At 68.1% G+C, this 12,163-nt stretch carries 7 protein-coding genes and 5 pseudogenes; 7 read left to right on the top strand and 5 right to left on the bottom strand.

Going from position 1 to position 12,163, the window contains the following annotated elements; genetic code table 11:
- Positions 1-102 precede the first annotated feature (102 nt).
- Complete coding sequence (locus AQJ27_RS50985) at positions 103-786, top strand: GNAT family N-acetyltransferase (protein WP_067385882.1); 684 nt, start codon at positions 103-105, stop codon at positions 784-786.
- A 49-nt stretch (positions 787-835) separates the two neighbouring features.
- On the opposite strand, the pseudogene AQJ27_RS50980 reads toward AQJ27_RS50985, so the two are convergent.
- Positions 836-1,688, bottom strand: a pseudogene (locus AQJ27_RS50980) (IS5 family transposase).
- A gap of 414 nt (positions 1,689-2,102) precedes the next feature.
- On the opposite strand from AQJ27_RS50980, the gene AQJ27_RS50975 reads away from it, so the two are divergent.
- From AQJ27_RS50975 to AQJ27_RS50965, 4 genes and pseudogenes are all read left to right on the top strand, one after another.
- Positions 2,103-4,607 carry a type II toxin-antitoxin system prevent-host-death family antitoxin gene (locus tag AQJ27_RS50975; protein WP_067385880.1) on the top strand — a complete coding sequence of 835 codons (2,505 nt, stop codon included), beginning with the start codon at positions 2,103-2,105 and terminating at the stop codon, positions 4,605-4,607.
- Complete coding sequence (locus AQJ27_RS50970) at positions 4,607-5,179, top strand: hypothetical protein (RefSeq protein WP_067385878.1); 573 nt, start codon at positions 4,607-4,609, stop codon at positions 5,177-5,179. Before AQJ27_RS50975 ends, AQJ27_RS50970 begins: the two co-directional genes overlap by 1 nt.
- A gap of 202 nt (positions 5,180-5,381) precedes the next feature.
- Positions 5,382-5,522 (top strand): annotated as a pseudogene (locus tag AQJ27_RS55405) (IS3 family transposase); the annotation flags it as partial.
- Between the two features lie 31 nt (positions 5,523-5,553).
- Positions 5,554-5,847, top strand: a pseudogene (locus AQJ27_RS50965) (LexA family protein); the annotation flags it as partial.
- On the opposite strand, the gene AQJ27_RS57170 reads toward AQJ27_RS50965, so the two are convergent.
- Positions 5,848-5,988 carry a hypothetical protein gene (locus AQJ27_RS57170; RefSeq protein WP_159064679.1) on the bottom strand — a complete coding sequence of 47 codons (141 nt, stop codon included), beginning with the start codon at positions 5,986-5,988 and terminating at the stop codon, positions 5,848-5,850. It lies immediately after the preceding pseudogene.
- A 241-nt stretch (positions 5,989-6,229) separates the two neighbouring features.
- Here AQJ27_RS57170 and AQJ27_RS54420 point away from each other — a divergent pair, with 241 nt between their 5' ends.
- Together AQJ27_RS54420 and AQJ27_RS54415 are read left to right on the top strand one after the other, a co-directional pair.
- Positions 6,230-8,827: a hypothetical protein gene (locus tag AQJ27_RS54420; RefSeq protein WP_159064678.1), complete on the top strand. Its 2,598-nt coding sequence runs from the start codon at positions 6,230-6,232 to the stop codon at positions 8,825-8,827.
- A 273-nt stretch (positions 8,828-9,100) separates the two neighbouring features.
- Positions 9,101-9,422 (top strand): annotated as a pseudogene (locus tag AQJ27_RS54415) (IS6 family transposase); the annotation flags it as partial.
- Positions 9,423-9,671: 249 nt separating this feature from the next.
- Here the strand turns inward: AQJ27_RS54415 and AQJ27_RS50950 are convergent.
- The 3 genes and pseudogenes from AQJ27_RS50950 to AQJ27_RS54405 form a co-directional block, all read right to left on the bottom strand.
- On the bottom strand, positions 9,672-10,493 hold the full coding sequence (locus tag AQJ27_RS50950) for a hypothetical protein (RefSeq protein WP_067385872.1): 822 nt from the start codon (positions 10,491-10,493) through the stop codon (positions 9,672-9,674).
- Between the two features lie 77 nt (positions 10,494-10,570).
- The gene (locus AQJ27_RS50945; RefSeq protein ID WP_067385869.1) at positions 10,571-11,218 is read right to left on the bottom strand and encodes an RNA polymerase sigma factor; all 648 of its coding nucleotides are present in this window, start codon (positions 11,216-11,218) and stop codon (positions 10,571-10,573) included.
- 630 nt (positions 11,219-11,848) lie between these two features.
- A pseudogene (locus AQJ27_RS54405) lies at positions 11,849-12,109 on the bottom strand (transposase); the annotation flags it as partial.
- Positions 12,110-12,163: the final 54 nt, after the last annotated feature.

Here is a 12,163-nt window from a genome sequence, read left to right as displayed (position 1 = left end):
AAGACCGACCGGCAAATGGAGGGCGGCGTCGCCTGGCGGCGGCGGACAACGGGGGATGATTGTTCGCCCGCCCACCGGTTGCGGTCATGCTCTAATCGCCGGATGACGAAGATCGAATCAGAGCTGATACGACGTTGGCTGGACGGCTGGACCGTGGCCCGCTCCCTGCCCGAGCCCGAGCCGGTCGAGCCCGCCGGGGACGGCCTGCGGTCCAAGTGCGAGCAACCCGGCCGCGAGGTCGAGGTGTTCGCGCTGCGTGCGGACGAGGAGCCCGAGTCCTTGGCGCGGCTGGCGGCAACCGTCGCCGCCGCGCGGCAGACGACCTGGCTCACGGTACCTACGCTGCGCCCAGGCACCGTCGAAGCCGTCGTCGACGCCGCCGGACTGGAGTTGCTCCACCGGTCCGAGTGGTTCATGACGACCGATCTGACCGAGCACCCGCAGCACGCGCCCGCCGCGCCGTACGAGCGCGAGATTCGCACGGAGGGACCAGTCACGATCGTCTCCCTCCATGGCCCCTCCGGAGAGGTGGCGGCGCGCGGCGCCATCGCCGTGGTCGGCGCCGATGCGATCGCCGATCGCATCGAGACAGACGCGGCGCACCGCCGACGCGGCCTGGGCCGCGCCATGATGAGCGCTCTGGCGGAGGCCGCCGTGTCCCAGGGCGCCCGTACCGGTCTTCTCATCGCCAGTGAGGAAGGCCAGCGCCTCTACTCCTCCCTCGGCTGGCACCACGAAGCCGACGTCCTGATCGCCCGGGGACCGGTGGTTCCCTCCTCCTGGTAGGACGTGTCTCCTTGTGTGGAGGCCCCTGTATGACCGACCGGAAAATGGATCACTTGAGGCGTCGGGTGGTGGGGCGGCCGTCCCAGCGATAGCGGCTCGTTGCCCGGCGGATCAGCATGCGGAGCGTGACGAGAGCGGCGGCGAGGTAGAGGTAGAAGTCCACGACGCTGCCGCTCTTCTCTGTGCAGCGCCGGAGCTTGCCGTAGTCGTTCATCCACGAGTGCGTGCGCTCGACGACCCAGCGCTTGCCGGCCTGAATCGGGGCTGGCACTCCCTTGCGCGCGATCTCGGCCGTGAATCCCAACTCGGCTGTCAGCGCACGGGACTTAGCGCTGTCGTATCCGCGGTCGAGGTTGACGTTGACCGTTTCTGGCAGCGGGCCGACCTGCGCCTTCGCCGCTTCCAGGGTGGGGCCGAGCAGGGGTGAGTCGTGCCGGTTGGCTCCGTCGGAGACGATCCCGAGCGGAACACCGCAGGCGTCGGAGGCGACTGAGCGCTTCAGTCCCTGCTTGCCCCGGTCGACCGGCGATCGCCCCGCCTTCTCCCCCGCCGGAGGGGGCCTTGGTGATGCACCCGTCCACCGAGATCTCATACAGCCCGAGGCCGACCATACGGTCGTACGCCTCTAGGGCAAGGGCGTGGAGCTGTTCCGAAATCCCTTGCTCAGCGCACTCCTTGACGCGACGTCGAATCGTCCGGTCTGAGCATCCGGGCGTGGAGATGCGCTCGTAGCCGGAGCCATGAACCAGCGCAAGCACGATGTGCTCGAAGACCGTCCGGTCGGCAATCCGGCGCCGATGGCAGCCCAGCGGGTGGTCCGTGACGAACTCTCCCCGGGCGGGCAGGAGTGCGGCGAACTGGTCCCAGAGGGGTTCGAGCAGGCAAGATGGCACCGCGGGCACGGCCGTCCTTCGTGATCACTGAGCGTAGAGAACTCCATGATCACCTGCACCCGTGCCCGCGCTGCATCCACCCCATCCCCATCGCGTGGAAGCGGCTGCCTATTGCCGGTCGGTCTTAGCTCGATCAAGCGTCACCTAGCCAGAAAAGTCACAGTCGCGTGCGCGACACCAGCGGGCTCGCCAGCCAGAAATCAAAGTCGCCAACTACGGGTCAAAGTCACAGTTGTCCGGCCGTGCGAGGCTGCCGCCCGTGAGCACCCACGCCGTAAATCCACACCGAAAAGCTCACAAGTGAGTGAGATGGCCTTAGATAGTGTGTGACTTGGGCTCACTCAATGAGTGACTCATGGTATTCTGAAGGGGAGTTGAGTACCGGGAGGGTGAGTGAGTCAGTCACCACAGGCAGAGCACGCGATGAACGCGAGCGACGCCCGCAGGGACCTTTACGCCTTGGTCAAGCGCGCCGAGGACGACGGGGTCACGACGCTGATCCATAAGCGGGAGGATCGTGTTCTGCTCGCCCCTCTCGACCGGTTCCCGGCAGCGCGGAAAGCCGACGCCTTCCCCTCCTGGGTACTGAGCGCGGCGCAGAAGGAGTTCGGCGACCTGATCTCGCGGGCGGCTCAAGGCCAACCGCAGGTGCTCCGCAGGAACACCACGCCCGTCGCAGTGCTGCTCCCGGTCGACACCCACGCAAGTGCCCTCTCGTCCGACCCGGCCGCACCCTCCGGCGCGGCGCCCGCAGGAGGTGCGGTGAACAGCCAAGGACAGCAGGACCGGGAAAGCGTGCCGCGCAGGCTCGCGACGCTGGGCGATGCCATCGGTTCCGTGCTCACCGCCGGCCCCGCTGGCGGCCCGACGTTCGGGCTGCCCGGCCTGGACGCGGCGACCGGCGGGCTGCAGCCGGGCCGGCTGACCCTGGTGGCGGCCGCCCCGAGCGTCGGCGGAAGTCTCCTGGGGCTGGCCGCCGCCCGCACGACCGCGCTGGTCGACCATCGCACGGTCCTGTACGCGGCGTCCGGACCGAACCGGGACGACGTCTTCCGCCGCATCCTGTCCGCGGAGACCGGGGGCGACTACCCGCGTCTGAAGCAGGGACGCCTCACCGACTACGAGCAGGACGTCGCCCGCCAGCTGATGCAGGCCGGTGACGTCCTGCTCATTGATGACGGCAGCAACCTGACCGCCGAGGACATCGCGGAGACCGCCCCGCACATGGAGGGCCTGGCCCTCGTGGTCGTGGACCGCCTCCAGGTCGCCCACAGTGCCCGCCTGCCGTTGTCCGGGCACCGGCTCCCCGACGCCTCCCAGACCCTCTCCACCCTCGCGCGCACCTTGCACGTGCCGGTACTCGCCGTCGTCGACAGCGACGACTCCACGCTGCTCGGGCTCCTGGACGCTGATGTCCTGCTGACGCTCACCGCCACCACCGACCCCGGCAGGGTCCAAGTCACCGTGGCGGAACGCGACTTCGGCGTGATCGGCTCCGCATACCTGCGCCCCGACCTGCTGCACGCCCGCTTCGGCGACGCAGAAGCCGCGCCCGCCGCCGGGACCGGCAGCGAAGACTGGAGGCTGCACACCACGCCGGAGGAGCGGGAGCTGGCCGACGCCGCGCTGCCCTACACTTCCGGCGCCCAGAAGGGACTGCCGTCCGCTCTCACGCACCTGCTGGCCGCGCTGCGTACCGCGCTGGCACACGGCGACCAGGAGGCGATCGACGAGCTCACGGCGTCCCTGGCACAGGCTGCTGCCGCGCCGCCGCAGATGCCGGACACCGACGAGGGCCGTCGTCTCGCGGCCGCGCTGCACGCCTACAACGCGGCTGCCGCCGCCACCGCGCAGCCCTCTGCCCCGGAACCCGCCCGCCCCGCCGCCGACAGCGGCACCGTCTCGGACGCGGACGACGAGGTCCGCCGGGACGACGATGACGGCCTGGTCCCGGGCGACGAAGAGGAGGAGCCGGAGGGAGCGGTCTTCCCTGCCCTGAAGATCCTCAAGGACGCGGTGAAGCGTTCGAAGATGCACCCGGTCCCGGTCATCCGCACCGAGGAACGGGAAGACGGCCCGTGGCCGCTGATCAGCGAGGACATGGACGGCGAGCCCGGCTGGGTCCACCCCGACGTCACCAGCACCCGCGTCGCGCACGTCCGGGACAACGGCAAGCGGGTCCGGCGCGACCAGCTCGATGTGCCCGCCTCCTTCGGTGACGGCGTGCTGTGCCTGATCGACCGCAACGGAAGTTACCCCTCCGCCTGCTCGGCCGTCCCGCTCGCCCCGAACAAGCTCCTGCACACCGGCCCCCTCGACGCGTTCGACAAGACCCAGGCCGGCATCTACCAGATCAGCATCCCGGAATGGAGCTACCCGGGCATGCCGCACCCGCTCGGACGGCTCACCGACCGGCCCGACGACCAGGGCCGCGTATGGGTGACCACCCCGCACATCAAGCAGCTCGAACGCCTCTACCGCGACGGCCACCTCGCCGCGCCCGTCACCATCCACGACTCCTGGACAGGCAAGGCGAACGAGTCGCTGTTCAAGCCGTTCTACGCCGCGGCCCGCGAGGCCCGCACGGACCTCGTCCAGGTCGGCGGCGAGCCGTACAAGAACTACAAGACCCGCCTGTCGATCGCGCTGCGCCTGCTGTGGCCCAAGCGGCAAGAGCAGCGCTCCCCGTTCTGGCGGCCGGACTGGCGCATGAGCATGGTCGCCGAAGCATCCGTCCGCCACTGGACTGTCGCCTTCAAGGCCGTCCAGGAAGGCCACACTCTCATCGCCCTGCGCAACGTCGACGCCGCCATCTTCTGGACACCCCCCGGCACGCCGCCCGCCACGTACCGGATCGGGACCGGGTTCGGCGAAGTGAAGGCCAAGTTCATCCCCCGCGGCGAGTTCATCCCCGAAGGTGACGACTGATGGCCGGACCCACAGGCCGCGGCAACTCCCTCGGCGCCGCCCTGGGCGACCTCCTGCGCGCCCAGGTCACCCCCCGCCACCGGCTGTCCTCCTACAGCGCCAAGCACTGGCACGCCCAGCTCAGCCAGCTCACCGGGACCAGACGCGGTTACGAGGCCCTGGAGAGCGCCGGCCTCGACGTCAAACCCGACACCCTGATCAAGTGGCTGTCGGATCCCGAGTACAACGTCCGCCGCAGCTACCGCGACCTCATCCACACCGCCTACGAGAACGTCGCCATCGTCCCCGCCGACCCGATCCCCGACCACGTCAAGAACGGCCAGTTCGAAATCAGCGGCCTCGTCAAAACCGGCGCCGACGAACGCGAACGCGGCACCCGCCGCGCCGCCCCCCTGCGTATCGACGGACGTCGCGGCGACTGGAGCGACATCGAAGCGCTCTGGCTGGCCGGCGACCTGCGCGACGACGACTTCGAGGACCGCTTCATCGACGACGTCATCGTCGCCGACATCGGCGAAGGCACCGACGGATGGGAATTCTCCGGCAGTAGCTACTCCGTTGAACTCAGGTAACACACCAGATGGGCACGCGTCCGCCGCTGGGCCCACGGCATCCTTTCCGATCCCCACCTGGTCGTTCTCGACGTGCAGACCACCACGTTCACCGACCCGTGGGCCGTGCAGATCGGCCTGACAGACCGCCACGGCGTGTTGCTCTTCAACGAACACCTCAACCCGCTCGCTGACATCGCTCCCGCGGCAACAGCGCTGCACGGTCGAGTTGGCCACCGCCGAGTGGGTCGACTGGTACAACCACCGGCGCCTCCACGGTGAGATAGGCCACGTTCCACCCGCCGAGTACGAGGCCAATCACTACATGGAATCCACGAAACCCCAGGTCACAACCACAATCTGAGATCTCTACCGAACCCGGGGCGGTTCACTACTCGATGCCCCGGCAGATCGTGGGCGACGGTGACTTGTTCGCCCTGACCGTGGTCGGCGATTCCATGATCGACGCGGCGATCTGTGAAGGCGACATTGTCACCGTGCGGAAGATGGACAGCGCCGACCACGGCGACATCGTCGCGACGCTCCTCGAGGACGGGGCCACCGTCAAGCAACTGCGCCGACAGGACGGGCAGGTATGGCTGATACCGCGCAACGCCGCATACTCACCGATCCCCGGCGAGCAGGCACAGATCCTCGGCAAAGTCGTCGGCGTCCTGCGCCAGCTGTGATTACGCCGGGCGGGCCCCGCGCAACAGCCCCTCCAGCAGATGCCGGTAGCGGGCCAGTTCGCCGGCACCCTCGGGGAGCATCAGGGTCACCGCGGTCTGGAAGGCGATCACCGTCCGCGAGTGGCTGGAGAAGGAGGTCAACGTGGCCTTCTACCGGACGGCGGACGGCCGTTTGCTGGCCCGCCCCGTGGACCGTTTCGAGCGGCCCGGCACCAAGCTCTTCAGGGCCCGCTACAGATCTCAAAAGATCTGCACCCTTCTCGCTTCCCAATACGTTATCCACAAACATCAAGTCGGTGGATCAAGGCTTAGAGTGAGTTGATCGACTCCTGTGACGGCTGAGCTGGGAGCGGTGCTCAAGGGGAAGGGATGTGGGGGATTCATGTCCGGGTTTCTGCGCTGGCGTGTCCGAAGACCTGCCGTGGTGGGGTTGTGCGGTGCGGCGTTGACGGCCTCGGTGCTGGTCGCACCGGTCGCGATGGCATCGCATGGGGAGGCGGCCGCTGCTCACACCGTCGGAGTGGTCTCTGCCTCGACGGACGGAGCACACCGCCAGGCGGCAAGCGCCGCGTTGGGGGACGGCGGGCGTGTCGAGCTCGTCGACGGGCGCGACCTGCGTGTCACGAAGGCGCCGAAGGGCGGCGCGGCTCATACGGCTCGCTACACCTTCGCCGCGATGAACGGCGCAGTGTCCGTGCGGCCGGCCGGGCCGCGCGCGCCAGACCGCCAGGCCGCGAAGCTCCCGCTGACCTCGGCGGGTGCCGACCAGACAGCCACCCCAGGCACGCGCAGTGGAATCGCGGCGATGAGCGCCGCGGCGTCGACGTATCCGGTGACGCTGAGCATCACACACGCCAATGTCACGACGAAGGCGTTCTACGTCTGGAACCGCAAGACGTGGGTTTCATACGCGGTCAGCAGCGACGCTGTCGGCCCGACGTCGACGGTGAAACTGCCGCCCGGTGACTACTTCGCAGTGGTGCTGCACGTGGACTGGCGGCAGCCGAGCTATCTCCTCACCCGTACCTTCACGGTCGGCTCGGCCGCCACCACGGTCACGTTCGACCAGAGCGCGGCCAAGGAGACCGCGATCCGCACCGACGACACCACGGCCACTCGCCAGGACGCCGTCGCGTGGATTAGCGCGGGCGGCGAGCTTGCGGGCTTCGGCGGCGATGGCTCCGGCAAGGTATTCGTCACCCCGTTCTCGATGCCGGGCGTCTCACTGCACATGCACGAGGTACTGGGGAAGAAGGGAGCCTCGGCGAGTGCGCCGAGCCCCTACCGGTACGACCTCATGCATACCTACACCACCACGGTGCCCGCCTCGCCCGTCGTGACGGTGCGCACCTCAACGCTGGCGAAGACCGTCACACACATCGACGCACCCGGCATCCGGACGACAGCAATCCTGCAGACCGTCCCCAACATCGGCGAATGGACGGGCGTCTTCATCGGTGACTATGTGCCGGTGGCCGGTTCCGTCACCGAGTACGCCACCCCCGGCATCACCTACGAGCGGTTGGTGGACTACGGCACGATTGACCAGAACTTGATCCTGCCCGACCGCACCCTGTCCGCCGGGACCAGCGCGGGCGAAGTCCTGGGCGCGGCTCCGCTGCAACCGGTTCACGGGCCATCGCGCGGCTCGCAGTGGTACAACGGCAAGGCTTGGCTGGACGAGGCGCACACGTTCAGCGACACCGCAGGCCACACGGGCCACGACTTCCGAGCAACGTACTCGTACAAGCTGACCGGCGCCGATGGCGTGACCTACGCCCAGGCGTCAGGTCTCGACGCGTCCCACTCTCTGACGTCATCGACCGTGCCGACAGCTCCGCAGACATACACCCTCGACCAGACCGTGCACCGCCACGTCCCTTACTCCCGGCTGTCCACGGACGTACGTAACGAGTGGACGTTCCGGTCCGGTTACGCGGCCGGTAAGGAACTCCCGCTGATCGACGCCCAGGTGAAGGTCTCGGGGCTCGACGCAATGGGGCGTGCGGCCGCCGGACCGCTCCGGATCAACGCGTACGCCACCTCCCGCAACACCAACGCTGTTCAGGCGAACACCAAGGTCACGGGCCTGGGGTACTCCACGGACGACGGCACCTCCTGGACCGATCTGCCCGTCGCGGCCGACGGCTCGGCGACGCTGGACGTCCCCGCTACCGCATCTTTCATCACCCTGCGCGTCACCGCCGTCGACGACCAGGGCGGCAGCCTCAACCGCACCATCGCGCGGGCGTTCGCAGGGCCGGCCCCACAGGGCAACGAGACCGTGGGCGCGACCCGCATCTCAAACATCGTCGTGAACGGCGGCAAGCCGGTGAACCTCACCGACCAGCCGTCCCAGACCTTCAGCGCGAAGTTCACCGCAACTGACCCCTCGGGGATCGCGCGCGGGGACATGTACCTCTACCACGGTTCGTACGACTCTCCCGAGGCCGTCATCTACAGCCCTTGGTCGGCGACATGCACCAAGGTGAACGCGACCACGTCCACCTGCGGGCTGCAGTTCGCCTACATCGAGCCGCGCTCGACCCTCGGCCGCAACTCCCTCGCCGGCACGTGGAAGGCGGCCGCCTGGGCCGAGTCCGCGGACGGCTCGGGACACATCGACCTGCACGCAGCGGCCTCACCCTCCCTGCGACGCGACACGAGCCTGACGACCACCAACGCGTCTCCCGAGCCGGTGACCAAGGGTAGGACGCTCACCGTCACCAGCAAGCTCTCCATCGTGGACTGGGGAGCCCTCGGCGGCTACCACGGCTACGCCGCCCAGAAGGTGCAACTCCAGTTCCGCAAGCAGGGGGCATCCACCTACACGACCGTGAAGACGGTCACAACGGACAGCTCCGGAAACCTGAAGACCACGGTGACAGCCTCCGTGGACGGCTACTGGCGCTACATCTATGCAGGCACCTCCATTAGTGCCTCCGTCACCGCGGACAGCGACTTCGTCGACGTCCGCTGACACCGCCATCGACGTAGGGCCCCGGCCTCCCGGCCGGGGCCCTACACCATTTCGTCCGCCCCGGTCCGCATCGCGTTTGGGTGCATATCTCTTGAGGGTCTGGCCCACCTGCGGCTTTGTGCGGATCGAGTCCATCGTCGCCATCGCTGCGGACCTGCCCGTTTGTCTCTCACGGCACCCGTTGGTCCGCGTCGCCGCCGTACGGGCATTGTCAACTTGGCTGGCAGGCACGGGCCCTGGGACGATCTTCGAGTGGTTGGGCATGGGAGGGGCATAGTGGCGCCGTTGTACAAGGGCTACCGGTTCCCGGCGGAGGTCATCGCCCACTGCGTGTGGCTCTACCACCGTTTCACGCTGAGTTTCCGCGAGGTCGAGGAGCTGATGCTTGCGCGCGGCGTGGTCGTCTCGTACGAGACGGTCCGGCAGTGGTGTGCGAAGTTCGGTCCGGCCTATGCCCCGTGAGCTGCGGCGCCGCCGGCCGCGGGCTGGGGACAAGTGGCACCTGGACGAGGCCTTCATCAAGGTCAACGGTGAGCGCCGGTACCTGTGGCGAGCGGTCGACCAGGACGGCAATGTCCTGGACATCCTCGTCCAGCCTTCTCCCGCCGGAGGCGGGCGATGGCCTCGTGGACGCGCTCAAGGGCGGTCTCGGTCTTGCGGCGGCGGGCCGCCAGGGCCGCTGCGGTGCGGGGTTCGGGGACGATGGCAGTCTTCATGCGACGTCCTGTTCGGGGCCGGGTTCCTCGGTTGTGCACGTATCGCTGTACTCGTCCTGCTCGTCGTTGCCCGCTTCGGCGAGGTCGGCGGCGCGGAAGGCGGCGGACCATACGTTCGAAGACCCCTTTTACTGCTTGCCGGTGAACTGCGGGTCCTTCTTCTGGTTGTAAATCTCCGCGCCGGACGCGTTGTAGGCATGGACGTAGGGGCTGGGGCCCACATAGTGCGGGCCGGGGTAGTCGGTGGAGAGAGCCGCCGCGTAGACGAACGCGCCGCCTGCCATGACCGCCGGGTACTGCTTCGGGTTGTCGCCGTAGCTGATGGTGATCTTGGCAACGTCGGATGTGTAGTGCCCGGCGCCCAGCATGAGGTACTGCCCCTTGCCGGCGGGCTCGCGGATGGAGTCGAAGTACTCGATCACGTGACCGGTGCCCCACAGGCGATTGTTGATGAACATGGGCGGGGAGTCCGGGCTGTTGCCCTTGTCGCCCTTTGACTCGCATTGCACGTACTGATCGGCTGAGTCGACGGCGATGACCACGCCGTCCCCGTCCTGCGAGGCGATGGGTGCGTGGACCGCGACCACCGCGTGGAATCGCGATGCATCCGAGCCCAGGCAAGAGGCCAGGATCTTGGCGACGGTCCCGGCGTCGATCGGCGTCGTCGTCCCGCTGGTGATGGAGAATGCGTCCGGGGCGGAACTCGCGCGAGCCGAGGACGACGCCGAGCCGGCTCCGGCCGACGTGGAGCCGTGCGTTGTGCCCGGACTCGGTGACGCGGCGGCGCTCGTCGGGTTTCCGGCGGGGCCGGCGATAAGCGGCTTGGCATCCCCTATCCCACTGACGGCCACGGCCCCGACGCTCATCGCCGCAACGCCGGTGGCGACGCCTAGCGGCACTCCCCACCTGCGTCGCAGCGAAGCACGGTTGTTCTCTGGGCCGATCTTCATCAGCAGCTCCTCTCGGGTCCGCCGGTGGTTCGGCAGATCACGATCGGAAGGAGCCGCAGGAATGCCCTGCGTGTGATTCATCGTGCGACCTCTTCCGCGTTGACGGGATTCTTCGAACTGAATGACGCCGGAGCCGCAGCACCGCCAACGAGGTCGGCCCCCAGCCTCCGCCGCGCCCGGTGCAGTCTGGACTTCACAGTTCCGACCGCCACCCCTAGCGTTGCCGCAGCCGCCTGCTGATCCAGGCCCGACCACACGCAGAGCTCGACGACGTCGCGTTCGTGGCGCGGCAGCCGGGCCAGCGCCCGGTGGATTTCCGACATGCGACGCTCGTCGTCGACCAGGACGGCGACGCGGTCCGCGTGGTCGCCCACCGGCTCGTCATGCGAGACGAGCCGGCGCAGCAACGCCTCGGCCCGCCTCAGTCGCCGCCTGGTGTTCGACAGCAGGCGGTCGGCGATGCCCAGCAGCCACGGCAAGGCCGAGTCGCGGTCCAGCACCGTCTCCGATCGCCGACGCCAGGCGTGCAAGAACACGGTCGACGTGAGGTCTTCAGCTTCGGACCAGTCGGCCGTGCGCCGGAACAGGTGGTTGTAGACGGTCTTCCCATGACGGTCGAAGATCCGGCCGAACGCCTCGCGGTCGCCGTCGACGGCACTCGCCCACAGCTCTCGGTCAGATATCCCTCCGACCGGTACGGCGGGACCAGCGTCGTTCAGTTCCATGCTCTAGACGTGTCCGGCAACCGGCCGAAGGTTCCCGCTGAGCCAGCTCCGCTTTGACGGACGGATCTGGCCCTGCTGTGAAGACACGTCTTCAGTCGATATGTCATCACTCGAGTCTATTTGCATGTTTCGCGTGCCCCCTGGAGGCGCTACTCCTTCACGCGGAATGTATCGGGCTGCCGGCGCAACTAGGACCTGTCCGGCCGATCACGGTCGTGGGCGGTCCGGCATGATGCCGGGGTGAGCATCATCGTCGAGTTCTTCGCGGCTCCGGATGACGCGTCAGCGGCTCTGGCTCTGCAGGCCGGGCCGCGACGCGCATTCGAGTCGCTCTCCTTCGGTAACTTTGATCCCGAAGAAGCTGTGCTCGAGTGGGAGTGCCTGCTTTCCGGCGGCAGCTTCGAGGAACTCGTCGAAGCTGACGAGCCTCGTCTCGTCGCCGGCCAGGACGATGACGGGGGCGTCGTCTTCGCGATCTCGCCTCGCCTGTCCGCCGCACTCGCCGAAGCCGAGCGGTCCAAGTTGAAGGATGCCGCTGCCGCATGGTCCTTGCAGCGGGCAGAGGACGGCGAGGTCATCGACACGGAGATCGCCGAAGTGATCCTGAGCGATCTGGCGGCTCTCGTCAGCAGCGCCCGACGCGGCTTGGACCTGCTGGAGCAGACGCTCCCACGTCCCGTCCGCGGACCACAGACGGTGGCGTTCATAGACGGTCTTCCACGGACCGTACCGTTCGGGCAGGTCACGCCACTGAACACCGGTTCGCACCCGGTGCAGAATCCCGTCGATCACCTGCCGATGGTGCCGCCACCTGCCACAACGCCCGTTGCTTACCGGCAGGAACGGCCGCAGCCGTTCCCACTCGGCATCCGTCAGATCACCCCGCCCCATGCCCACATCAACGAGTCCGGCGCGGAGCAGTCACATGATCGGCCGGACAAGTCC

This window comes from Streptomyces olivochromogenes (assembly GCF_001514115.1).
GTDB classification, from domain to species: Bacteria; Actinomycetota; Actinomycetes; order Streptomycetales; family Streptomycetaceae; genus Streptomyces; species Streptomyces olivochromogenes.
The sequence above is the reverse complement of the archived record's forward strand: the minus strand, read 5'-3'. Positions and strand labels throughout refer to the sequence as shown.

What these genes read in the sequence shown, in the direction of transcription:
- AQJ27_RS50950 (WP_067385872.1), bottom strand. Translation starts at nt 10,493, where the DNA reads ATGAAGATCGGCCCAGAGAACAACCGTGCTTCGCTGCGACGCAGGTGG.
- AQJ27_RS54420 (WP_159064678.1), top strand. Translation starts at nt 6,230, where the DNA reads ATGTCCGGGTTTCTGCGCTGGCGTGTCCGAAGACCTGCCGTGGTGGGG.
- AQJ27_RS50985 (WP_067385882.1), top strand. Translation starts at nt 103, where the DNA reads ATGACGAAGATCGAATCAGAGCTGATACGACGTTGGCTGGACGGCTGG.
- AQJ27_RS50945 (WP_067385869.1), bottom strand. Translation starts at nt 11,218, where the DNA reads ATGGAACTGAACGACGCTGGTCCCGCCGTACCGGTCGGAGGGATATCT.
- AQJ27_RS50975 (WP_067385880.1), top strand. Translation starts at nt 2,103, where the DNA reads ATGAACGCGAGCGACGCCCGCAGGGACCTTTACGCCTTGGTCAAGCGC.
- AQJ27_RS50970 (WP_067385878.1), top strand. Translation starts at nt 4,607, where the DNA reads ATGGCCGGACCCACAGGCCGCGGCAACTCCCTCGGCGCCGCCCTGGGC.